Origin of the sequence: Pseudomonas sp. PDM03, assembly GCF_014852385.1 — a bacterium.
GTDB classification, from domain to species: Bacteria; Pseudomonadota; Gammaproteobacteria; order Pseudomonadales; family Pseudomonadaceae; genus Aquipseudomonas; species Aquipseudomonas migulae.
Window position 1 is genome coordinate 99148 of record NZ_JACVBM010000001.1, and the last position, 23761, is coordinate 122908.

General features: G+C 60.0%; 18 protein-coding genes, 1 tRNA gene and 1 pseudogene. 8 read left to right on the top strand and 12 right to left on the bottom strand.

Annotation, left to right across the window (positions count from 1 at the left end):
- Positions 1–16: 16 nt before the first annotated feature.
- The 3 genes from IB254_RS00450 to IB254_RS00460 all read right to left on the bottom strand — a co-directional run bounded on the left by IB254_RS00450 (position 17) and on the right by IB254_RS00460 (position 3741).
- Positions 17–2266: a xanthine dehydrogenase family protein molybdopterin-binding subunit gene (locus IB254_RS00450; RefSeq protein ID WP_192415680.1), complete on the bottom strand. Its 2250-nt coding sequence runs from the start codon at positions 2264–2266 to the stop codon at positions 17–19.
- Complete coding sequence (locus IB254_RS00455; RefSeq protein WP_027613020.1) at positions 2266–2721, bottom strand: (2Fe-2S)-binding protein; 456 nt, start codon at positions 2719–2721, stop codon at positions 2266–2268. Before IB254_RS00455 ends, IB254_RS00450 begins: the two co-directional genes overlap by 1 nt.
- An 87-nt stretch (positions 2722–2808) precedes the next feature.
- A complete protein-coding gene (locus IB254_RS00460; RefSeq protein WP_192415682.1) occupies positions 2809–3741 on the bottom strand; it encodes an AraC family transcriptional regulator in 933 nt (310 codons plus the stop codon).
- Between the two features lie 230 nt (positions 3742–3971).
- Between IB254_RS00460 and IB254_RS00465 the strand changes: the two genes are divergently transcribed.
- Positions 3972–5168, top strand: a complete 1197-nt coding sequence (locus tag IB254_RS00465; protein WP_192415684.1) for an MFS transporter — start codon at positions 3972–3974, stop codon at positions 5166–5168.
- A 199-nt stretch (positions 5169–5367) separates the two neighbouring features.
- On the opposite strand, the gene IB254_RS00470 is transcribed toward IB254_RS00465, so the two are convergent.
- The 4 genes from IB254_RS00470 to IB254_RS00485 all read right to left on the bottom strand — a co-directional run bounded on the left by IB254_RS00470 (position 5368) and on the right by IB254_RS00485 (position 9314).
- Positions 5368–6366 carry an NADP-dependent oxidoreductase gene (locus IB254_RS00470; protein WP_192416606.1) on the bottom strand — a complete coding sequence of 333 codons (999 nt, stop codon included), beginning with the start codon at positions 6364–6366 and terminating at the stop codon, positions 5368–5370.
- Between the two features lie 67 nt (positions 6367–6433).
- Positions 6434–7303, bottom strand: a complete 870-nt coding sequence (locus IB254_RS00475) for an alpha/beta fold hydrolase (RefSeq protein ID WP_192415686.1) — start codon at positions 7301–7303, stop codon at positions 6434–6436.
- A gap of 82 nt (positions 7304–7385) precedes the next feature.
- Positions 7386–8174 carry an SDR family NAD(P)-dependent oxidoreductase gene (locus IB254_RS00480; RefSeq protein ID WP_192415688.1) on the bottom strand — a complete coding sequence of 263 codons (789 nt, stop codon included), beginning with the start codon at positions 8172–8174 and terminating at the stop codon, positions 7386–7388.
- A 39-nt stretch (positions 8175–8213) separates the two neighbouring features.
- Positions 8214–9314, bottom strand: a complete 1101-nt coding sequence (locus tag IB254_RS00485; RefSeq protein WP_192415690.1) for an alkene reductase — start codon at positions 9312–9314, stop codon at positions 8214–8216.
- Positions 9315–9462: 148 nt separating this feature from the next.
- Here IB254_RS00485 and IB254_RS00490 point away from each other — a divergent pair, with 148 nt between their 5' ends.
- The 3 genes from IB254_RS00490 (at position 9463) to IB254_RS00500 (ending at position 12278) form a co-directional block, all read left to right on the top strand.
- Positions 9463–10059, top strand: a complete 597-nt coding sequence (locus tag IB254_RS00490; protein ID WP_192416607.1) for a TetR/AcrR family transcriptional regulator — start codon at positions 9463–9465, stop codon at positions 10057–10059.
- A 126-nt stretch (positions 10060–10185) separates the two neighbouring features.
- Positions 10186–10806 (top strand): TetR/AcrR family transcriptional regulator, encoded by a 621-nt coding sequence (locus tag IB254_RS00495; protein WP_192415692.1) that lies wholly within the window; start codon positions 10186–10188, stop codon positions 10804–10806.
- A gap of 200 nt (positions 10807–11006) precedes the next feature.
- Positions 11007–12278 carry an OmpP1/FadL family transporter gene (locus IB254_RS00500; RefSeq protein ID WP_192415694.1) on the top strand — a complete coding sequence of 424 codons (1272 nt, stop codon included), beginning with the start codon at positions 11007–11009 and terminating at the stop codon, positions 12276–12278.
- Between the two features lie 78 nt (positions 12279–12356).
- Here the strand turns inward: IB254_RS00500 and IB254_RS00505 are convergent.
- Positions 12357–13814, bottom strand: a pseudogene (locus IB254_RS00505) (efflux transporter outer membrane subunit); the annotation flags it as partial.
- A 211-nt stretch (positions 13815–14025) separates the two neighbouring features.
- Here IB254_RS00505 and IB254_RS00510 point away from each other — a divergent pair.
- Together IB254_RS00510 and IB254_RS00515 are read left to right on the top strand one after the other, a co-directional pair.
- Positions 14026–15135, top strand: coding sequence for an efflux RND transporter periplasmic adaptor subunit (locus tag IB254_RS00510; RefSeq protein ID WP_192415696.1), 1110 nt, complete (start codon positions 14026–14028; stop codon positions 15133–15135).
- A complete protein-coding gene (locus IB254_RS00515; protein ID WP_192415699.1) occupies positions 15132–18227 on the top strand; it encodes an efflux RND transporter permease subunit in 3096 nt (1031 codons plus the stop codon). The genes IB254_RS00510 and IB254_RS00515 overlap by 4 nt, the downstream gene beginning before the upstream one ends.
- A gap of 357 nt (positions 18228–18584) precedes the next feature.
- On the opposite strand, the gene IB254_RS00520 is transcribed toward IB254_RS00515, so the two are convergent.
- Positions 18585–18672: transfer RNA gene (locus IB254_RS00520), tRNA-Ser, on the bottom strand.
- Between the two features lie 123 nt (positions 18673–18795).
- Here IB254_RS00520 and IB254_RS00525 point away from each other — a divergent pair.
- Positions 18796–19467, top strand: a complete 672-nt coding sequence (locus IB254_RS00525; protein WP_007915443.1) for a Bax inhibitor-1/YccA family protein — start codon at positions 18796–18798, stop codon at positions 19465–19467.
- Positions 19468–19531: 64 nt separating this feature from the next.
- Here IB254_RS00525 and IB254_RS00530 read toward each other — a convergent pair whose 3' ends face one another.
- Positions 19532–19969: an Lrp/AsnC family transcriptional regulator gene (locus tag IB254_RS00530; protein ID WP_008028095.1), complete on the bottom strand. Its 438-nt coding sequence runs from the start codon at positions 19967–19969 to the stop codon at positions 19532–19534.
- A 135-nt stretch (positions 19970–20104) separates the two neighbouring features.
- On the opposite strand from IB254_RS00530, the gene IB254_RS00535 reads away from it, so the two are divergent.
- The gene (locus IB254_RS00535; RefSeq protein WP_192415701.1) at positions 20105–20998 is read left to right on the top strand and encodes a DMT family transporter; all 894 of its coding nucleotides are present in this window, start codon (positions 20105–20107) and stop codon (positions 20996–20998) included.
- Here the strand turns inward: IB254_RS00535 and IB254_RS00540 are convergent, their stop codons facing one another.
- Both IB254_RS00540 and IB254_RS00545 read right to left on the bottom strand, forming a co-directional pair.
- Positions 20999–22039 carry an FUSC family protein gene (locus IB254_RS00540; protein WP_192416608.1) on the bottom strand — a complete coding sequence of 347 codons (1041 nt, stop codon included), beginning with the start codon at positions 22037–22039 and terminating at the stop codon, positions 20999–21001.
- Positions 22040–22086: 47 nt separating this feature from the next.
- Complete coding sequence (locus tag IB254_RS00545) at positions 22087–23712, bottom strand: NADP-dependent glyceraldehyde-3-phosphate dehydrogenase (protein WP_192415703.1); 1626 nt, start codon at positions 23710–23712, stop codon at positions 22087–22089.
- Between the last annotated feature and the right edge of the window lie 49 nt (positions 23713–23761).

Below are 23761 nucleotides of genomic sequence, written 5' to 3' on the forward strand. Positions count from 1 at the left end.
GACGCTCCGGCGATGATCAAGTGAAGGTGTGTCGGCTCATGGGCAGGCTGCGCACCCGCTGACCGGTTAGCCTTGCCACCGCGTTAGCGACGGCGGGCGCGACGGCCGGCAATGGCGGTTCACCGATGCCACCCATTTTTTCCCCGCTCTCGACCACCCGCACGTGGACCCGGGCCATCCGCGCAGGCGGCAGGATCGGATACAAGTCGTAGTTGCGCGCCCGGGGTTTGCCATCCAGCCACACGGCTTCTTCCACCAGGGTTTGCGACAGTCCCAGCGCCACGGCGCCATTGACCTGAGCCTCGACAATCGCCGGGTTGACGATGCTGCCCGGGTCAATCGCCTGCCAGATGTCGTGCACCTTGACCTGGCCGTTCTCGATGGACACCTCGGCGATCACCGCCGTCTCCGTACCGAACGGCGAAGCCATGGCCACACCGCGCGCACGTCGGCTGCCATCCTCGGCAGTAAACGGGCCGCGCTTCCAGCCACCCGACAATTCACCCACCGCTTGCAGCAGGGTGGTCAACCGCTTGTTGTCGCGTAACAGATGCAGGCGCAGGTCGAACGGGTCTTTGCCGCCCTTGTCAGCCAGCTCATCGAGGAACGATTCATAGAAGAAGTCGTTGAGGGAATTGCCCACCGAACGCCAGTAACCGAGCATCGCCGGACCTTTGACGTAGATCTGTGCGATGCGTTTGTTGGGGATCGCATAAGACTTGCCCGACAATCCTTCAAGCGCTGTGGGGTCAAGCTTCTCTCCTTGCTTGCCGGCGAGGGCTTCGGTCGGGCCTTCGGTGGCACTGATCGCTTCGATTGCCAGCGGCCAGCCATCGTTGTCCAGCGCGGCACGGAAGTTCACCGCTGCAACCGGTCGGAGCACGTCACGCAAGAACTCTTCTTCGCGACTCCAGATCAGTTTGACCGGGCGCCCGACTGCTTTGGACAGCGCGATCGCCTGAGGGTAGGGGTTGGCCGAGTCGTAGAGAAAATGCCGGCCGAAGAACCCGCCCAGCAGAGGCGAATGCAAAGTGATGCGCGACGGATCGAGGCCCGTGCGTTTGGCGATGTCGGCACGGAACATGTCCGGCGCCTGGTTCGGCAGCCAGACTTCCAGCGAACCGTCCGGATTGAATCGGGCGAGTGCTGACGGCGGCTCCAACTGCCCGTGGTTCAGGTATTGGTTGTGGTAAGTGGCGTCGATCCGGGTCTTGGACTCCTTGAGAATCGTAGCCACATCGCCTTCATGTTCATCATCTTTGGCGGGGCTTTTATCTTCAGCGAGGCGCTTGAGCCAGGCATCGCTGGAAAAGTCGGCGGGCATCGGCCGCACTTTGCTGTCGGCCGTCGGCTCTTGCCAGTCGACCTGAATCGCCTCGACGGCACGTTTGGCGTGCCACCAGCGCTCGGCAACCACTGCCACGGCACCCGGCAGACGATGCACGGAATGCACGCCTTTCATCGCCTTGACCTGCTCTTCGTTGCGCAGGTTGCCCACGGTCATTCCCAGGCGCGGGGCATGTTGAACGGCGGCATGCAGCATGTCGTCGACCTGCAGATCGATGCTGTACAGCGCCTTGCCCGTGGACTTGTCGTAGGCATCAAGGCGCTTCACCGGTTTGCCGATCCAGCGGAACTGACTGGGATCACGCAGCTTCACAGAGGCCGGATCGGGAACCGGCAGATCCATTGCGCGCTCGGCCAGTTCACCGTAGGCCAGCGAACGGCCCGATTTGGCATGCACGACTTTGCCAGGCTCGGTGCTCAACTCGCTTACCGGCACGCCCATTTGCTGCGCACCTGCCTGCAGCAGCATGGCACGGGCGAGGGCACCGAGGCGACGCATGACCGGGTAACTCATGCGCACCGACATACTGCCGCCGGTGATGCGCATACCGTTTTCCATCACCACATAGGCTTCGCCGGGCGGAGCGGCTTCGACCAGAAAGGTTGCCGGGTCGGCATCCAGCTCTTCACCGACAATCTGCGCCATCGCAGTGAACGTGCCTTGTCCGCCTTCCATGAACGGGCAGAGCAGACGCACGCGGTTGTCCGGGCGGATCTCGAGAAACGCCGGGACCTGCGTGCCACGCTCGGCAGTCGTCGCCGTGGCAGCTTGCACCCGTGTCGCAGCGAGTGGCAGACCGAAGCCGAGGACCAGCGCGCCGACGGCGGTACCGGTCAGAAAACGTCTGCGCGACACATTGATCGGTTCATGCAGATCCAGTACTGAAGCGTGTTGTGAAGGGTCGATACGAACGTTCATCACGCGTCCCCCTTGCCGGCAAGTTCATGCACGGCGGCATGAATGGCGTTGTAAGTACCGCAGCGGCACAGATTGACCATCGCCGCCTCGATCTGCGCATCACTCGGTTTGGGGTTCTGTTTGAGCAGGGCCGTGGCGGCCATCACCTGCCCGGACTGGCAGTAGCCGCACTGTGCGACCTGCAGATCGACCCAGGTCGAGACGACCCGTTTGCCCACGTCATCGGCCTCGATGGCCTCAATGGTGGTGACCTCCCGGCCGACCACACCGGCCACCGGCGTGACGCACGAACGCACCACATTGCCATCCACCAGCACCGAGCAGGCGCCGCATTGCGCCAGTCCGCAGCCGTACTTGGTCCCGGTCATGCCCAGATCATCGCGGATCACCCACAGCAAGGGTGTATCGGCGTCGGCATCGACCTGATAGGTCTTCTGGTTGATTCGTAGTTCCATGATTCACCCGCTGATCATCGGTTGACGTGCATTGTTATAAGCGGTGACACGCGGCGAGGCGCATCACCGGCGAAACTAGTTGTTCGTTCAATTCGCTACGGTGCCGAGCGCTTCTGCCTCGAGCGGTTGTCCGCGCAGAAGGACGATGTCGCGACTGGGCGCGGTACCGAACAGGCGGCCGTATTCGCGGCTGAATTGCGAAGGGCTTTCATAGCCGACCGCAAACGCTGCGCGCGACACATCGAGGCGCTCTACCAACATCAGCCGCCGGGCTTCGTTGAGCCGCAGCCATTTCTGGTACTGCAGCGGGCTCATGCCGGTGAGCTGGCGGAAGTGATGGTGAAAGGTCGGCGCGCTCATCTGCACTCGCGCGGCCAGATCGTCGATGCGCAGTGCATCGGTGTAGTTGACCTTGAGCCAGTCAATCGCCTTGGCGATGCGATAACCCTGACCGTCGACGGCAGTGATCTGCCGCAGCCGTGGGCCTTGGTCGGTGTGGAGCAGCCGATAGTGGATTTCCCGCAAAATCAGCGGCGCCAGGACCGGGATCGCCTCGGGTTCATCGAGCAAGGCCAGCAGGCGATCGAGCGCGTCTTCCAGAGCTGACGACAGGCTGCCAATTGCAGCGCCCGTACCCGTTGATGGCTGCCGCTTGGCCGGCAAGCCGCTCTTGGTGATGACCTCGGCAAGCATGCTGACATCCAGCTTCAGAACGAAACCGACACAGGGCTGCTCGGGACTGGCGAGTATTACTTCGGAGTTGGCGGGCAGATCCAGTGAGGTGACCAGAAACCGGGACGGGTCATAGCTGTAACCCTCACCACCCACCCACAGGCGCTTTTCGCCGCGGCCCACGAGAATCAGGCTGGGTTCGATCATGCACACCACGGGGGGCGCCGGCTGGTCGCGACGAAACAGTGTCAGCCCGGGTATGGCCGTGGCGAAGTCACCCGGTTCGTTCACGCGCGGGTCGATGTGCAATGCCAAAGGCGATTCCTGAGGCAGAGGGGTCGGGATCATATCGGGTCACTCCTGTTGACCGAACTCTAATCCGCGCGCGAGACGTTTCCTATCCATCACCCTGCATCGCCAGAGGATCAGGCAAGCATTCAAGAGGAATGCGCTAGAGAAGCACCGGATTGACCGGAAGAATGTGTCTATCTGTTACAGGGACAGTGCCCGGACGGGCGACAAACTGCTTGCCCCTGCGCATCAAACCCCTACGTTTTTTCGCACCACAGGTAGTTTTCATGACGTTACCTTCTACAGAAAAACGCGGCTGGAGCGCCGTGCTGGCCATGTCGCTGGCCGCATTCGCCCTGGTCGCTTCAGAGTTCATGCCCGTCAGCCTGCTGACGCCCATCGCGGCTGACCTGCACATCACCGAAGGCCAGGCCGGGCAGGGTATTTCCGTGTCCGGTGCCTTTGCCTTGATCACCAGCCTGTTGATTGCCTCGGTCGCCGCTCGCATCGAACGCAAGAAGCTTCTGCTGGGCCTGACCTTGCTGATGATCGTCTCCGGAACGGTCGTCGCGCTCGCCCCGGGTTACCCCTCATTCATGTTTGGGCGTGCTTTGATCGGGATAGCGATTGGTGGTTTCTGGTCACTGTCGGCGGCGACTGCAATGCGACTGGTGAAGCCTGAACAAGTTTCGCGAGCGCTGGCCATCGTCAATGGCGGTAACGCATTGGCCACGGTCATCGCCGCTCCGGCGGGCAGCTTCCTCGGTTCGTTGATCGGCTGGCGCGGCGCATTCTTCTGTGTGGTTCCAGTCGCAGCGCTTGCCGCCGTGTGGCTGCTGATCAGCCTTCCGTCCTTCAAGGCCGAACGCCAGGCAGGTAGCGGCAACGTTCTGCGGTTGATGAGGCAATTGCCAGTGGCTTTGGGCATGGTCGCCGTCAGCGTATTTTTCATGGGCCAGTTCATGCTGTTCACCTACCTGCGGCCATTTCTTGAGGGTGTGACTGGCGTCAGCGTCTCAACCTTGTCGTTCATGCTGCTGGGGTTGGGACTGGCAGGTTTTATCGGCACCTTTCTGATCGAACGGTTTATGGGCCGCAGCCTCTACCGCACGTTGACCGTCATCCCGCTGATCATGGCAGCCATCGCGCTGGCATTAGTCAGCTTCGGTAAATCACCGCTGCTGACCGCGGTGCTGCTCGGACTCTGGGGACTGGTTGCCACGGCCGCACCGGTCGGCTGGTGGACATGGCTGGCGCAGACGCTCCCGGATGATGCGGAAGCCGGAGGCGGCTTGCTGGTGGCCATCGTCCAACTGGCAATCGCCGGCGGCGCAATCATTGGCGGTCTGGCATTTGATCTGAGTGGATACAAAGCCACTTTCGAGCTTAGTGCCGCTGTCCTGGTCGCCGCGTCTGTGCTGGCCTGGCTGGCCGGACGCAATACCACGGAAGTTCATCTTGTCGAGTCGAACGCGACAGCTTGACGAGATCATATGCAACCCGTTTCGCCCTAGGGCTCAAGCATCAAACTGCGCCAAACGATAGCGGGCGGTTCAACCCGCGCAACATCCGGTTGCGGCGCTTGCTGTTCCTGCACCTCTGGCGAAATCAATTCGGATGATGAGCGCTCAAGCAGTAAAAGCTGTGCAGTTTCTATGGTCGACTCATGAGTAGGCGGCGTGGTCATTTGAGCGAAACAACGACCTTGCCCTTGGCGCGTCCCTGCTCAACGTACTTCAATGCTTCAGCCGTTGATTCAAAGGGGAAGGAACGATCAACCACTGGTTTGATGATCCCATCCTCCACGAGCGCGGTGATGTGTTGCAGTTGAGCGCCATTGGCCCGCATGAACACGAACGCGTAGCTGACGTCCTGCTTGCGCGCTTTGCGACGAATGCCAAGGCTCAGCAGTCGCATGACTTGCTGCAATGGCCAGGACAATCCTTGCTCCCTCGCGAACTGCACAGTGGGTGGGCCCGAGATGGAAATGAGTTGACCACCGGGTTTCAGGACCGCGAGTGATTTCTCCAGCACGTCGGCGCCGAGACTGTTCAGCACCACGTCGTAGTCATGGAGCACATTTTCGAAGTTCTGCTGTTTATAGTCGATGACTAGATCGGCCCCGAGCGCCTTGATCCATTCGACATTGGCGGTGCTGGTGGTTGTGGCGACAAACGCACCGAGGTGTTTGGCAAGCTGAATCGCAATGGTGCCGACGCCGCCGGAACCCGCGTGAATCAGCACTTTCTGGCCCTTTTGCAGCCGGGCGGTTTCAACCAGTACTTGCCAGGCGGTCAGTGCAACCAAGGGCAGGGATGCGGCTTGTGTCATGTCGGTATTGGCGGGTTTCAGGGCGACCGCGTTTTCGTTCACGGCGATTAATTGGGCGAACGTCCCGATCCGCGCTTCGGGCGGGCGAGCGTACACCTCGTCTCCCGGTTTGAAGCGTGTCACCTTCGAGCCGACTTCAACCACGACACCCGCCAGGTCATTGCCCAAGATCAAAGGAAAGGAGTAGGGGAGGATCAGCTTGAAGTCGCCTTTGCTGATCTTCGAATCCAGCACGTTGACACTGCTCGCATGTACCTCGATCAAGACGTCGTGGACATCGACTGCGGGAGCGGGCGCTTCGCCAATGCGTCCGGGATTCTTGCCATAGCCATCAATCAGAAATGCTTTCATCGTGGTGCGGCTCTTGCTGGTTGTACGGAGGGTAGTCGGTGGATTGCGGTGTTGCTGCGTGACGTGGTCAAGCATCGAGGAATGCCTGCGCCTTGGCCACAAAGTCAGCGTGATGCTGGAAAATACCGCCGTGCCCGGCATCCTCATAAATCACCAACTGTGCGTTGGGGATACGCTTGGCCAGCTCAAACGAGTTAACGCTGGGCACCATGATGTCGTTGTCGCCGTTGACGATCAGCGTCTGCGTGCGCAAGCGTCCGAGCTCTTGCCGCGGTTGTTTGCCCCACGCGGTGATGGCTCTCAATTGCCGCAGGAAGGCGCGGGGCGTCGGGCCCTTGTCGCGATTTTTCTTGCGTGCCTTGAGGCGTCGTAAATACTGCGAGGCGGACCGTCGTCCATTGGCCGACGAAGTAAAGAAAAGGTAGAACTTGGGATCGCGCAGGGTCAGCAAGCCTTTGAGGATCAATGGCCATGACACTGTGCCGACCTTGTCGATACCGGTGCCGCCCGCCGGTCCGGTGCCGGTCAGTATCAAACGACGCACCCGATCAGGTGCCTTCAGGGCGATGTCCTGAGCGACAAAACCGCCGAGGGAGAAACCAAGCACATCAACGGTTTCCAGCCCCAGCGCTTGGATCAGCCGGATGGCATCGTCGGCCATTTCACCCACCGTCAGTGGCGCGGTTCCAGCAGAGCGGCCGATGCCGCGATAGTCGGTGGTAATGACGCGTCTGGTTTGCGCCAGTCCATCGATGATCGCGGGGTCGAAGTTGTCCAGCACCGCGCCCCAATGATTGAACAGCACGAGGGGCACGCCGATTGCGGGCCCGGTGTCGCGGTAGGCAAAGGGAATGCCGTTGACCGTGATCGACTGGTTCGCCGCGTCGATGAATGACGTCGGCGAACCCGAGCGGGAATTTGTCTGCATTGAACTCATTGTCACTCCGGCCAGCGGGCAGGATTCGATGCAATGCCATGTGCCTGCATCGAATCTGCCGCGAATGCTCGCTAGCAAAAAATCACTGAGGCGTCTGGTAGCGTTGGGCGACCGCAGACTGGCGGATTTGTCCCAGCAGGCCCTGGCGTGCGCCCTGCAGGTCATCCCAGCGCTCAGCTTCGTGCAGCGGCGGGATGGTCACAGGTTCGCGACGATCGAAACCGACCAGTGCGGCATCCACCAGATCACCCACTTCCATGATTTCGCTCAGGGTGTTGATGTCGACGCCGGAGCGATCCCAGATCTCCGTGCGGGTGGCGGCGGGCAACACGGCCTGCACGTAGATGCCCTGAGGCGAAAGCTCCAGGCTCAGGCCCTGGGAAAGGAACAGCACGAAGGCCTTGGTCGCGCCGTAGACCGTCATGCCGAACTCCGGCGCCAGACCCACTACCGAACCGATGTTGATGATTGCGCCGTCGCCGGCCTTGGCCAGGCGTGGGGCTATGGCGCTGGCGAGCCGCACCAGCGCCGTGGTGTTGAGGGCAACCAGTTGCGCAACGCTGTCGGTGCTTTGGTCGACGAAGTGGCCGGACAGCGCGGCGCCGGCGTTATTGACGAGAATGCCGATGCGGGCGTCGTCGCGCAGGCGACTTTCAACGGTGGTCAGATCGCCGAGTTGGGTCAGGTCCGCCGGGATGACATCGACGGCGATGTCGTGCTCACTGCGCAAGCGCGCTGCCAGTGTGTCCAGGCGAGCCTTGTCGCGGGCGACCAGTACCAGATCGTGGCCGCGTTGTGCGAAGCGTTCGGCGTAGACGGCGCCAATGCCGGTGGAGGCGCCGGTGATCAGAACAGTAGGGCGAGTGCTCATGGGGTATCTCTCTTTCAGGAGGTGAGAAACAGAACGCGCTCAGCTTGCGCTGACGCTCGATTCAGTCAGCGTCGGGTAGTCGATGTAGCCCGCCGCGCCGCCGCCATAAAGGGTGGTGGGATTGAAGGCGGACAACGGCGCGCCACGCTTGAGGCGCTCGACTAGATCCGGGTTGCCAATGAACGGGCGACCGAAGGCGATCAGGTCGGCCTGGTCTTCGGCGAGCCGTGCGTTCGCCAGTTCCAGGTCATAGCCGTTGTTGGCGATGTAGGTGTTTTTGAAACGCTGGCGCAGGGCGCCGAAATCGAAGGGCGCCACGTCGCGTGGGCCGCCGGTCGCGCCTTCGACCATGTGCAGATAAACCACACCGAGGGCGTCGAGTTGCTCGACGACGTAATCGAATTGCGCCTGCGGATCGCTGCTGGATACGCCGTTGGCCGGCGACACCGGAGACAGGCGCACACCGGTGCGATCCGCCCCGATCTCTTTGACGACAGCCGCCGTCACTTCGAGCAACAGACGCGCACGATTTTCAATCGAACCGCCATAAGCATCGGTCCGCAGATTGGCGTTGTCCTTGAGGAATTGATCCAGCAAATAGCCGTTTGCACCGTGAATTTCCACGCCATCGAACCCGGCAGCGACCGCGTTGGCCGCGGCTTGGCGGAAATCGGAGACGATCCCCGGCAGTTCGCTGGTTTCCAGGGCGCGGGGTTCGGAGACGTCTTCAAAGCGGTTGTTGACGAATACTTTGGTCGCGGCACGCAGCGCAGAAGGGGCCACCGGTGCAGCTCCGTTTTCTTGCAGGTCTACGTGTGAGACGCGGCCGACATGCCATAGCTGCAGGAAGATTTTTCCGCCCTTGGCGTGGACGGCATCGGTGACTGTGCGCCAGCCATCGATCTGCGTCTGGGTGTAGATCCCGGGGGTGTCCTGATAACCCTGGCCCTGTCGGGAAATCTGAGTAGCTTCGCTGATCAGCAAACCGGCGCTGGCGCGCTGGCTGTAATAAGTCGCCGCGAATTCGCTGGGGACAAAGCCCTGGCCTGCGCGATTGCGTGTCAGTGGTGCGAGAACGACGCGGTTCGACAGCGTGAGACTGCCTAGCGTGTAAGGGGTGAACAGAGTCTGCTTGGTCATCTGATGAATCTTCCGTGCCCGTGATGGAGATCGGTGGGGTGCGAAATTAGGATGATGATCGAAATCTAAACTGTCAACCATTTTGATTATGGATAACATCTATGTATCATCGGGCGCAGGAATTCCCGCTAAACACGAGGTATTGCACGTGAGAGTGACCAAGGCCCAGGCGCAGGCCAATCGAGAAAACATCGTTGAAACGGCGTCAGAGCTGTTCCGTGAGCGTGGCTTTGACGGCGTAGGTGTGGCGGATCTCATGGCGGCTGCCGGTTTCACCCATGGAGGCTTCTACAAGCACTTCGGGTCGAAGGCCGATCTGATGGCCGAAGCCTCGGCCTGCAGTCTCGGCAAATCGTTGACCGGCGCCCAAGCGCTCGATGTTCCCGGTTTCATCGACGTCTACGTGAACAGAGAACATCGCGACGGACGCGGCAGCGGTTGCACGATGGCCGCACTGTGTGGCGACGCGGCGCGTCAGTCGGACGATGTGAAAGCAACGTTTGCCGAAGGCATAGAACGCACCCTGCAAACCCTGGGGGAAAAATATCCGACAGGGCCGGATGCCGCAGAGGGCGAGGGGAGAAAGAAAATGATCGACCTGCTGTCGCGTGCGGTCGGCGCAATTGTCTTGTCACGCGCCTGCCCGGATGATTCCGCGTTGGCGGATGAGATCCTTGAAGTTTGCCGCGCTGAAATGTTTGCTTCATTACCGGTGTTGCCGGTCGATAAAGAGGAAACGTTGTAGAAGGACGGCTTTCGGCGAATGTCCGTTTCCATCTGGTCAGTCTGGGTATGCGAATGTTCGATTCGTGACTATATGTTCCATTGGTCACGATTTGTAAGTCCTCGACAGGGTGAGTAAGCTACGCCCATGAATCAGCCATCCATATCTTCGCCCGGTCCTCGTGGCCCAGTCGATCACGACATTCGTGATCAGATTGTCGCGGCAGCCAATGAACACTTCAGCCAATACGGCTATGGCAAAACCACGGTTTCCGATCTGGCCAGGGCCATCGGTTTTTCCAAGGCGTACATCTATAAGTTCTTTGATTCCAAACAGGCGATCGGCGAAGCGATCTGCTCAAACTGTCTGGGCCAAATCGTTGCAGCGGTAGAACAGGCTGTTAACGCAGAGGCGATTTCGCCGACCGAGCGTTTCCGCCGACTGGTGAAAACCGTGATTGCAACGGGTGTGGACCTGTTCTTCAATGATCGCAAGCTCTACGACATCGTTGCATTTTCCGCCGGGGAGCGCTGGCCCAGTGCCCAGATGTATGAAGACCAGATCAAGCGCTTTATCTTCGACATCGTGCGTGAAGGGCGGGAGCTCGGAGAGTTCGAGCGCAAGACCCCGCTGGACGAGACCGTCGAGGCGATTCATCTGGCCTTGCGCCCCTTCGTCAACCCGTTGCTGCTGCAGCACAATCTGGATTTTATCGAGGTAGCGCCCACGCTGACTTCCAACCTCATTCTGCGTAGCCTGATGCCCTGACCCAGCGCAGATTACCTGTTCAGGTGAGCTGAGCCACAGCGCGACATCCCCCCATCCAGATTTCCTGTTCCCGGCACATGTGTGCCGAGACGGCGTTCAATTTTACTCTAGGTGACCATTGGCTGATTTGGTCACTTGGATAGTATGGCTTCGCTGTCGTTCTCGATGTTGTTTTTCAGTGATCCCATAGAGTCCAGATAATGAAAAAAATAATGCTCAAGACCCCCCTCGGCCTGGCCGTTGCGCTGGTGTCCTCCAATGTGCTGGCCGGTGGTTTTGCCCTCAACGAACAAAGCATCAGCGGGATGGGTTCCGGTTTTGCCGGTCGATCTTCATCTGCCGAAGACGCCAGTACCATCTACGGTAACCCGGCGGGCATGGCGCGGCTTAAACGAGAGCAGGTGAGCGTAGGGGCGGCGACGCTGTTCGCCAAATCGGACATCAGCCAGACACGCAGTACGTTTGGGGGAAAGGAAGACGGCGACATGGTGCCCACCACCACAGTACCGATGGGGTATTACGTCAAACCGATCGATGAACATTGGGCATTCGGTGTCGGGTTCTATGTGCCTTTCGGGCTGATAACCGACTACGGCAGTGGTTTTGCCGGACGGTATTACGCCAACAAAAGTGAAGTCACCACACTGACCTTTCAACCGACCATCAGCTACGCGTTTAACGAAAAGGTGTCGATCGGGTTCGGGCCGACTATTAATCGTATCGGCGGAGAGATATCGGGCATGGTACCCAATCCACTCAGCCCAGGGCGCAATGACGGCAAGCTCAAAAGCACCGGCGATGACACTGCACTGGGTTTCAATGCTGGCGTGCTGGTGCAGGCGACCGATCAGACCCGCCTGGGCCTGACGTATCACTCCAAAGTCAGTTACCACCTGGATGCCAAAACCAAGGTCACGGAGGGCATCTTCAGCGTGCTGGGTGTCAGCGGCCTTAGCTACGACGCATCTCTGGATGTGAAGACGCCGGAGTCAGTGGACTTTTCGCTGACGCATCAATTCAATAACGACTGGACGCTTTATGTGGGCAGTACCTGGACGCGCTGGAGCCGCTTCAAGGAACTGACGATTGAGAACAGCGGCTTGCCGCCCTTGCTCAGCGGTCAATTGGGGACGATCAGCGAAGAGCAGAACTGGCATGACACCTGGGCTCACGCGATCGGAGCGGCCCATCAATTGAATAACCAATGGGTGCTGCGTGGCGGGTTTTCGGTCGATCAGTCACCCGCCAACAACACCAATCGGGGGCCGCGAATCCCTACAGGCGACCGCAAGGTTGTCAGCTTCGGTGCCGGCTGGACGCCGGTGGACAATGTCACAATCGATCTTGCGTATTCCTATCTTTGGGAGGAAAGCGTGGAGGTCAACGACACCTCGGCAGCGAGAGGTGCCTACATTGCCAAGTACAAGAACAGTGCCAGCGGGTTCGGTGCGTCGGTCAGTTACCGCTTCTAGTTGAGCGCTATTAAGCCAAATGCGGGTCGGGAGTACACGTGTCTCCCGACTCTTAAAGCGATCTGGGGTTGCTGCTCCGCGCGCCGCTACAGGTAGCGATTCAGCGGGTTGCCAGCCACCGCCAAGCGACTTGAATACCGCCACCGCCGCACGGGCCGATTCCGTCCGCGCTTGCGCTCTGGCGTCGGAGGCCTGCAGCAGTGTTTCGTCGGCGTGCAGGACATCGATCAGGCTGGCGGTGCCTTTTTCATAGGCGGTGAACGAGGACTGGTGAGCTTGAGTCAGCGCCGCTTCGCCGCCGGTAAGGGTCGTGGTCTGGGTTTGCCGATTCACCAGTGAGGACAGCGCGTTCTCTACATCTTCGGTGGCGCGCAGTACCGACTGGCGATAGGCCGCCAATGCTTCAGATTCCTGACCTTTGGCCTGATCGATCTGGGCGTTGATGCGTCCGAAGTCGAATAGCCTCCAGCGCAAACCCAGCACGCCGGCCGACTGGCTTGCGCCGCCGGTGAAAAGATTGCCACCGGATACGGCTGTCGCGCTGCCGAGCAAGGCGCTGAGGGAAAATTTCGGGTAGTACTCGGCAATCGCTTCACCGATGCGCGCGTTGGAGGCCGCAAGACGGCGTTCGGCCACGATCAGGTCCGGTCTGCGCCGTAGCAAATCTGCCGGTGTGCCCAGCGCAGTCAACGACGGCACATCGGGAATTTCGCCATCACGTGCCAGTTGTGTGCGGTGAGTGCCGGGAGGCGTGCCGAGCAGCACGTCCATCGCATTCATGGCTGCCTCCAGACCGCTTTGCATTACCGGAACGGTCGCCTGGACTTGCGACAATTCACCCTCGGCCTGACGCACCTGGTACTCCGCGGCCAGGCCCTTGCCGTAAAGCAGCCGGACCTTTTCCAGCAACGCGCGCCGGGTATCGACTTGCCGGTTGGCGATATCCAGCCGTGCCTGTAATCCGCGCAGGGTGATGTAGATATCGGCCGTTTGCGCAGCGATCGCCAATCTTGTCGCCGTGAAGCCCGCTGCTGAGGCCTGGTACTCAGCCAGTGCCGCCTCATGTCCGCGGCGCAGTCCGCCAAAGACATCGACTTCCCAGCCCGCCTCGAGGTTGGCCTCGTAGGCATTGCCGTAACGGTCATAACCGGGTGTTGAATTCAACACCTGGCCCAGTGGCGTCTCGACGGACTGATAAGCGCGTGCCGCCTGTGCGCTGGTGTTCGCCGAGGGCAGCAGTGCTGCGTTTGCGGCACCCAGGCCGGCCCTTGCCTGATTGACGCGCGCCGAAGCCTGTGCCAGGTCCAGATTCTGCTGCAGCGCCTGGTTGATGAGGTCGGTCAGCAGCGGATCATTAAAGCTTTCCCACCAGGCGGCAAGGCTGCCCGGTGTCGATCCGGATCGCGGTTCGACAGCAGACTGCCCCAGGTAATGATCTGAAAGCGGGGCGTCTGGACGATGGTAATCCGGACCCACCGCACAACCTGCCATGAAGCTGGCGGTAACCAAAAGAGCAATCGGGCGGAGGGGAGGCATCGGTGTTCCTTAACGAGATTTTCGTGACCATATTACGTAATGGTCACAACGTGTCAATTAAGGATGATTGATCTGATCGAGCAGATTAAAAAGGCAATCGCGGCATAAATGATAAAGCTGGAGCGTCGAGTACTTCATGTAAAGTGACTATTGACGATAATAGTCACAAGACTGAGAATATGATAGTCATCCTATTTTAGTAAGAGAACCTATGCGCCGGCTCCGAATGTTCCCCATTGCAGCATGCCTGTTGCCACTCGCCTTGGCGGCGTGCGGTGATTCCTCATCCGTTGCAGACCCGCGCACACAGGCGCCGCTGGTCAGGTTCACCGCCGTTCAGGCTGCGGCTGACGGTTCTCGCACCTTCACGGGGGTGGTGACGGCGCGCATTCAGGGCGATCTGGGGTTTCGCGTATCGGGCAAGGTGCTCGAACGTCTCGTTGACACGGGGCAGACCGTCAAACGCGGTCAGCCGCTGATGCGGCTCGACCCCATCGACTTGGGGTTGCAGGCCCGCGCGCAGCAGGAGTCGGTCATCGCCGCCCGGGCCCGCGCCAGGCAGACAGCCGATGACGAAGCCCGCTATCGCACCCTGGTCAGCGCCGGCGCCATTTCCGCATCGGCCTACGATCAGATCAAAGCCGCCGCAGATACCGCCAAGGCGCAACTTAGCGCCGCTGAAGCACAAGCGGACGTTGCCCGCAACGCTTCTGGTTATGCGGTGCTGGTCGCTGATGCCGACGGCGTTGTGGTGGAAACACTCGCCGAACCCGGACAAGTCGTCAGCCCGGGACAACCGGTGGTTCGACTGGCGCGGGCAGGGCAGCGCGAGGCCATCGTGCACTTGCCCGAGACGTTGCGTCCCGCAGCAGGATCCACCGCGCAAGCCACGCTCTATGGCGACGCCTCGGGTGCTGTTACCGCGAAACTGAGGTTGCTTTCGGATTCGGCGGACCGCACGACGCGTACGTTCGAGGCGCGCTATGTACTGGAAGGCGCGCTGGCCAATGCGCCGATAGGCTCGACAGTCACCCTCAGAATCGCCGAGGGATCGACACCTGCCGCGTCGTTGCAAGTGCCCATCGCTGCGCTTTACGACGCGGGTAAAGGTCCTGGCGTGTGGGTCATCGCCGGCACACCGCCAACCGTGACTTGGCGACCGGTTCAGGTGCTGGGGTTGAGCGACGATTCGGCGCGAGTGGCCGGCGACCTCCGCGTCGGCGAACAGATTGTGGCGCTGGGCGCTCACCTGTTGCGCGAAGGTGAACCAGTAAGAATACCCGTGCCTGATGCGACGACCGTTGCCGGGAGTCGTCCATGACCGAGGGACGATTCAACATTTCCGCCATCGCCGTTCGCGAGCGCGCGATCACCGTCTTTCTGATCTTCCTGATCGCCGTTGCCGGCATCCTGGCGTTCTTCCAGTTGGGGCGTGCCGAAGACCCTCCTTTTACAGTCAAGCAGTTGACCGTCATCACGGCGTGGCCGGGGGCGACCGCACAAGAGATGCAGGATCAGGTCGCAGAACCCCTGGAAAAACGCCTGCAAGAACTCAAATGGTACGACCGCTCCGAAACCTATACGCGGCCAGGGCTCGCTTTCACGATGGTCTCGTTGCTCGATAGCACGCCCCCTGCGCAAGTGCAGGAGGAGTTCTATCAGGCACGTAAAAAACTCGACGATGAAGCTATCAAATTGCCGGCGGGGGTCATCGGGCCGATGGTCAACGACGAGTATTCGGACGTGACCTTTGCGCTGTTCGCCCTGAAAGCCAAAGGCGAGCCACAGCGATTGCTGGTCCGCGATGCGGAGTCCATGCGCCAGCGCCTGTTGCATGTGCCGGGGGTGAAGAAGGTCAACATCATCGGCGAACAAGCCGAACGGATATTTGTTTCGTTCTCTCATGACCGGTTGGCGACCCTGGGCTTGTCACCGCAGGACATCTTCGCCGCGCTGAACAGTCAGAACGCGCTGACCCCGGCCGGATCAATCGAAACCAGCGGGCCACAGGTTTTTCTGCGTCTCGATGGTGCGTTCGACAAACTGCAGAAAATCCGCGACACCCCTGTGGTCGTGCAAGGGCGGACACTCAAGCTGTCTGATGTGGCGACGGTCGAACGCGGTTATGAAGACCCGGCCACCTTTCTGGTGCGCAATAACGGCGAAGATGCGCTGTTGCTCGGCGTAGTGATGCGCGAGGGCTGGAACGGTCTTGATCTGGGCAAGGCGCTGGATGCCGAGACCGCAAGGATCAATGAGGAAATGCCACTGGGCATGAGCCTCTCGAAGGTCACCGACCAGGCTGTGAATATCGACTCTGCCGTCGGCGAGTTCATGGTCAAATTCTTCGTCGCGCTGCTGGTGGTCATGCTCGTCTGTTTTCTCAGCATGGGCTGGCGTGTCGGCGTGGTGGTCGCCGCCGCCGTACCTTTGACCCTGGCTATCGTGTTTGTGGTGATGGCAGCCACCGGCAAGAACTTCGACCGTATTACCCTCGGGTCGTTGATCCTGGCGCTGGGGCTGCTGGTCGATGACGCGATCATTGCCATTGAAATGATGGTGGTGAAAATGGAGGAGGGCTACGATCGCATAAAGGCGTCTGCCTATGCCTGGAGTCACACGGCGGCGCCGATGCTGTCCGGAACCCTGGTGACGGCGATCGGTTTTTTGCCAAACGGTTTCGCTCAGTCAACCGCCGGCGAATACACCAGTAACATGTTCTGGATCGTGGGCATCGCTCTCATCGCTTCGTGGGTCGTGGCAGTGGCGTTTACCCCTTATCTGGGCGTGAAACTGTTGCCGGACATCAAGGCAGTCGAGGGTGGACACGCCGCGATCTATAACACGCCGCGATACAACCGCTTCCGCCGGGTTCTGACCCGGGTCATTGCGCGCAAATGGTTGGTCGCGGGCTTGGTTATTGCGCTGTTCTTCGTGGCGGCTGCGGGCATGGGGCTGGTGAAAAAACAGTTCTTCCCGACCTCTGACCGTCCTGAGGTCATGATCGAGGTGCAAATGCCCTACGGCACCTCCATCGAGCAGACCAGCGCCACGGCCGCCAAGGTCGAAGCCTGGCTGCACCAGCAGGACGAGGCAAAAATCGTCACGGCCTATATCGGCCAGGGTGCGCCTCGTTTCTTCCTGGCGATGGCGCCGGAACTGCCCGATCCGTCGTTCGCCAAGATCGTGGTGCTGACCGACAGTCAGGAGGCACGGGAAACCCTCAAATTGCGTTTTCGTGACGCGGTCGCTCAAGGGCTTGCCCCGGAGGCGCGCCTCAGGGCATCGCAGATTGTGTTTGGTCCTTATTCGCCATTTCCAGTGGCTTACCGGGTGATGGGGCCTGATCCGGCAAAGTTGCGCGTGATCGCCGAGCAGGTGCAGGGCGTGATGCAAGACAGCCCGATGATGAGAACCGTGAACACTGATTGGGGGCCGCTGACTCCGTCGTTGCATTTCAACCTGGATCAGGACCGTCTGCAGGCAGTGGGGCTGACATCGACTGCGGTTGCACAGCAATTGCAATTCCTGCTCAGCGGAGTACCGATCACGGCGGTGCGTGAAGATATTCGTTCAGTGCAGGTCATGGGGCGGGCAGCGGGCGATATACGGCTCGATCCACAACAAATCGAAGGCTTCACTTTAGTCGGTGCGTCGGGACAGCGAATCCCCTTGTCGCAGATAGGCGAGGTCGATGTGCGCATGGAAGATCCGATCCTGCGTCGGCGTGATCGCACCCCGACCATCACCGTGCGCGGCGACATTGCCGAGGACTTGCAGCCACCGGATGTTTCCAGTGCGCTGCTGAAGCAACTGCAGCCGATCATCGAGAAGCTGCCTTCCGGTTACCGGATCGAGCAGGCGGGCGCGATCGAAGAGTCCGGCAAGGCCGGCAAAGCGATCCTGCCGTTGTTGCCGATCATGATCGCCATGACTCTGGTCATCATCATTGTGCAGGTGCGTTCGATCTCGGCGATGATCATGGTGTTTTTGACCTCGCCGTTAGGGTTGATTGGTGTGGTGCCGACACTGCTCATCTTCAATCAGCCGTTTGGCATCAATGCGCTGGTCGGGTTGATTGCACTGTCGGGGATCCTGATGCGCAACACGCTGATTCTGATCGGTCAGATTCATCACAACGCGCAAGAAGGGCTGGATCCGTTTCACGCTGTCGTCGAAGCCACGGTGCAACGTGCACGACCGGTACTGTTGACGGCCCTGGCGGCAATCCTGGCGTTTATTCCCCTGACACACTCGGTGTTCTGGGGGACGCTGGCCTATACCCTGATTGGCGGCACGCTCGTCGGCACCATCATGACGCTGGTGTTCCTGCCCGCGATGTACTCGATCTGGTTCAAGATCCGTCCTGACGATAAGGGGCAAACTGAAACAGTAAAACCGGCACAGGTATAAAAGCTTGAAATCTAGGCCCGCTTTGTCGGGCCTCTTTGCCCCCTTACTACTCATCTTTTGACTGGTCACGTTTGGCAGGATTACTGACAGTTTTGTCGTTTATCTGAACGTGCGGTATTGGCCGTGGCGGACATTCACGCTGATCCGCTTCTGGCCGTAAGCTGCCTATCGACGTCACCGAATACCCATTGTGGGTGAGTTCTGAGTTTCTTGATCCAGGCTGGAAAGCTGGGATGGAACGGGAGGGTTGCGGAAATAGCTGAAAAGATGCGGAAACGATCCATAGTGAGAGGAACCAATTTCCTAAATGCCAGAAACGACAAAGCCCTGAATAATCAGGGCTTTGTCGTATAAAGATGGCGGAGGCGATGGGATTCGAACTCATGGACCTGTTACAGTCGACGGTTTTCAAGACCGTTGCCTTAAACCACTCGGCCACACCTCCGTTTGCGTTGCGGGCGCCATAATACCTGAATGAAACACACTGTCAAACTCTGTGCATGGCTTGTTACAGAGCGTCTGTTATGATCTTTGCGACTGAACGTTTCAAACCAACAGGAGTGTCGCCATGCGCGAACAGGATTACGCAGTTAATAACAGCGTGCAGGCTGAGCAGCTAGAGGTTAGCCGCGTCCTGCGCAACACATACGGCTTGCTCGCTCTCACCCTCGCATTCAGCGGCGTGATGGCGTTCGTCGCCCAGCAGATGCGCGTCGGCTACCCGAATATCTTCGTGGTGCTGATCGGTTTCTACGGCCTTTTCTTCCTAACCAACAAACTCCGTGATTCCGCGTGGGGCCTGGTGTCGGCGTTTGCCTTGACCGGTTTCATGGGTTTCCTGCTCGGCCCGATCCTCAACCGTTACCTGGGCATGCAGGGCGGCGCGGAAGTAGTGAGCTCGGCCTTCGCGATGACGGCGCTGGTGTTCGGCGGTCTGTCGGCTTACGTGCTGATCACCCGCAAGGACATGAGCTTCCTCGGTGGCTTCATCACCGCAGGTTTCTTCGTGCTGCTGGGTGCGACGCTGGCGAGCTTCTTCTTCCAGGTCAGCGGTCTGCAACTGGCGATCAGCGCAGGTTTTGTGCTGTTCTCCTCGGTCTGCATTCTGTTCCAGACCAGCGCCATCATTCACGGCGGTGAGCGCAACTACATCATGGCGACCATCAGCCTGTATGTGTCGATCTACAACCTGTTCATCAGCTTGTTGCAGATCTTCGGCATCATGAGCCGCGATGATTAATCGTCGTCATGAGTAAAAAACCCGCTTCGGCGGGTTTTTTCTTGCCTGCGATTTGGCTGAAGGCTCACGCCATGGGCGGCAATCGGCGTTTGACCGGGGTTTTCTTGACGATGGCGGTGTTGGTTTCGGCGTGGGTGTTCAGGCGGTCGAGGAGGGTGTCCAGCTGTTCCATCGAGCGCACGTGCAGGCGGGCGATGAAGCAGTCGTCGCCGGTGACCTTGTCGCACTCGGTGAATTCGGGAATCGCCTGGATTTGCCGCTCAACCTCTTGCAGCTGGCCCGGCAACGGGCGGATTCGCACGATGGCCTGGAGTTGATAGCCGAAGCACTTGGGATCAATCTCGACGGTGTAGCCCTTGAGCACGCCGCGTTCTTCGAGGCGGCGCAAACGCTCGGCGACGCTCGGTGAGGACAGGCCGCTGAGGTTTGCCAGCGCCTTGAGCGAACGCCGTGAGTCTTCCATCAACGCCGTAATCAGCACCTGGTCGATATCGTCAGTCATGGCGCAACCCCTGTAAGGCAATTAATCGAAACCGCCTTGATAAAAAAGGCAGATGTCGAGTTTAGCCTGCTTTTTGCGCTGGAGAAGCCCCCGGTTGGATGGGCATACTTTGGGCTCAATCACAGGAGTCTGATGATGGACAAAACACTTCGTCGCGGGTCATTCGAGATGACCGCCGCCATGCTGATTTCCGGGACCATCGGCTGGTTCGTGCTGGTGTCCGGGCAACCGGTGCTGGACGTGGTGTTCTGGCGTTGCGTGTTCGGCGCCGGCACCTTGTTGCTGATTTGCGCGGCTTTCGGCTTCCTGCGCCCCGGCATTCTGACCCGCACCACTTTTCTGCTGGCCGTGCTCAGCGGCGTGGCGATTGTCGGCAACTGGGTGCTGTTGTTTGCTTCTTACTCCCGCGCTTCGATTGCCATCGGCACCGCGGTGTATAACGTTCAACCGTTCATGCTGGTCGGCTTGGCCGCGCTGTTCCTCAACGAAAAAATCACCCTGCAGAAACTGTTCTGGCTGGGCGTTTCGTTTCTGGGGATGCTGGCGATTGTCAGCGCTCACGGGCAACAGGGCGAGGGCGGCAACGATTACCTGATGGGCATCGCGCTGGCGCTCGGGGCCGCTTTCCTTTACGCGATTGCGGCGTTGATCATCAAACGCCTGACTGGCACGCCACCGCACCTGATCGCGCTGATTCAGGTCAGCACCGGCGTGTTGTTGCTCGCGCCATTCGCGCACTTCTCGGCGTTGCCGCAATCCCCGAGCGCCTGGGCCAGCCTGGTGACTCTCGGCATTGTTCACACCGGCGTGATGTACGTGTTGCTGTACGGCGCGATCCAGAAATTGCCGACGGCACTGACCGGTGCGTTGTCGTTTATTTACCCGATTGCGGCAATTTTCGTCGACTGGTTTGCCTTCGGCCATCGTCTGGAAGTGCTGCAATGGATCGGTGTCGCTGCGATTCTGCTGGCCGCCGCCGGCATGCAACAAGGCTGGAGCCTGAAGTTTCGGCGGACCGTTACACAATAATCAGATGTTCCAACACGGCTCGGTCTTGGCCAGGCGCTGGCGCATTTCGCCAATGTTGCTGGCCAGCTGCCGGATCAATAGCCGGTAGCCGTCCAGCGGGTTGTAGACCGGTGCGTCCAGGCTCGAATCCGTTGGCAGTTCGACGGGTCGATTCAGCCGCTGGGACGCACCGGATTTCAGCGCCCGCGCCATGCCCACCCATTGCACGCGAATCAGCCGATGCTCCGCTTTCAACGCCGATTGCAGATGCGCCATCGCGTCAGGGTCATTGATATCCGGTCGGGTGTTGCCGAGGATTTCCAGGGTGCTGACACACATGCGCAAATGGCGCTGGATCGCATCGAGTTCGGTCATTGAAATCTTCACTTCCTTGGACACCGACGGCATCAGCGAGCGCTGTTGCACCATCACCGTGTTCAGACGATTCATCAACTTCACGTGCTCGTCATCAGTGACGGGTTGGCCATTGATGATGCGCCCGTAAATCGTCGCGCAATCACGCAGCGCATCGGCCAGGTTGTAGCGCCAGGAGTAAACCGCGTACAGCGGCAGTGCAAAGGAAAACGCCAAGGCCAGGGCAATGCCGATCAGGATATCCACCCCGCGCCACAGCCCGTCGGTCACCGGATTATCGCCATGCCCGGCGACGATAAACACGGTGATCGCCGACAGCAGCGCCGTGTAACCGCCCTTGCCGATGGCATGGTATGAGAAGAATCCGCAGACCACCGACATCGCAAAATAGGTCAGCCACGGCATCCCGAGCCAGGCTTGTTGCGCCACCAGCAACAGGCCGACACCAGCGCCGATCAAGGTGCCGATGGCGCGCTCGGCGGCTTTTTTGCCGATGTTGCCGTGGTGTTGCAAACCGCCGATCACCACCAGCATCGTCACCGACGCCCACTCACCGTGGGGCAGGTGGATGCCGGTGGTCAGCAGGATCGTCGCCAGCAACCCCAGCGATACGCGTACGGCGTGAATCAATCTGGCGTGGCGATAGCGCCGGTACGGGTCCAGTAACGGACGCAGTACCCGGCGCAGTAACGGTGCCAGTCGGTTGGCTCTGAATGTACTCAGACTCGTGGTCCTCAGAAGATGTAGTCGGTGGTCAGGAAACTCGAACTGCGGCCGCTGATGATCTCGCTGATGAGGTCCTTGTTGGTCTCCTGGAACTTGGTCGCGACCAGCGTGCGAATAGAGAACACACGCAGCGCATCATGCACCGACAACGTGCCTTCGGCCGAGTTCTTGCGGCCGTTGAACGGATAGGTGTCCGGGCCGCGCTGGCACTGGGCGTTGAGGTTGATCCGTCCGACCTGGTTGGCGAAGGTGTCCACCAACCGGCCAACCGCCACCGGGTTGGTGCCGAAGATACTCAGTTGCTGGCCGAAGTCCGATTCCAGGACGTAATCGATCACTGTGTCCAGATGCCGGTAAGGCACGATCGGCACCACCGGGCCAAACTGTTCTTCCTGATAGACACGCATCTGCGGCGTCACCGGGAACAACACCGCCGGATAGAAGAACGACGCGCGGGCTTCACCGCCATTCGGGTTGACCACACGGGCACCTTTGCTCACGGCATCCGCAACCAGCCCGTGCAGATAATCGACTTTGCCCGACTCCGGCAGCGGCGTCAGGGCTACGCCGGTTTCCCACGGCATGCCGGGTTTGAGGCTGGCGAGTTTGGCGTTGAATTTGTCGATGAACGCCTCGACCACGTCTTCGTGGACGAAGAGGATTTTCAGCGCGGTGCAGCGTTGGCCATTGAACGACAGCGAACCGGTGACCGCTTCGTTCACGGCGTTGTCCAGGTCCACCTCAGGCAAAACGATGCCAGGGTTTTTCGCATCCAGGCCCAGCGCTGCGCGCAAGCGGTGCGGTTTCGGGTGGAGTTTTTTCAGGTCGCTGGCGGCCTTGTTGGTGCCGATGAACGCGAAGATATCGATCTTGCCGCTGGCCATCAGCGCGCTGACCGTCTCGCGGCCGCTGCCGTAAATGACGTTGATCACACCGGTCGGGAAGCTGTCGCGGAACGCTTCCAGCAGCGGACGAATCAGCAGCACGCCGAGCTTGGCCGGTTTGAACACCACGGTGTTGCCCATGATCAGCGCCGGAATCAGCGTCGTGAAGGTTTCGTTCAGCGGGTAGTTGTAAGGTCCCATGCACAGCGCCACGCCCAGCGGTACGCGGCGGATTTGGCCGAGCGTGTCCTGTTCCAGCTCGAAACGACTGGAGCGGCGGTCGAGTTCCTTGAGCGCGTTGATGGTGTCGACGATGTAGTCGCAGGTGCGGTCGAACTCTTTTTCCGAGTCCTTGAGGTTTTTGCCGATCTCCCACATCAGCAACTTGACCACCGCTTCGCGCTGTTCGCGCATACGCCCGAGAAATGCTTCGACGTGCTGGATGCGTTCGACCACGCGCATGGTCGGCCACAAACCCTGGCCCCGGTCATAGGCACGGACGGCGGCGTCGAGGGCAGTCAGCGCGGTGTCGGCATCGAGCAGCGGCGTGCTGCCGAGGATCACTTGTTCGTCGCCATTTTCGCCGGTCAGGTACACCGGGCTGCGGACTTGGGCGAGGGGGCCGGACCAGGTTTTCAGCTCGCCATCGACCAGGTATTCACGCTGCTCGGTCTGGCCGTCGAGGCGGTACTTTTCCGGAATGTCGCTGGCGTCGGGAAACAGGTTGCCGAGGATGTGTGCTGTGGTCATGTCGCTACTCCATGTGATGTAAGCCATACGCTGGCGGCTTGCAGTTCAG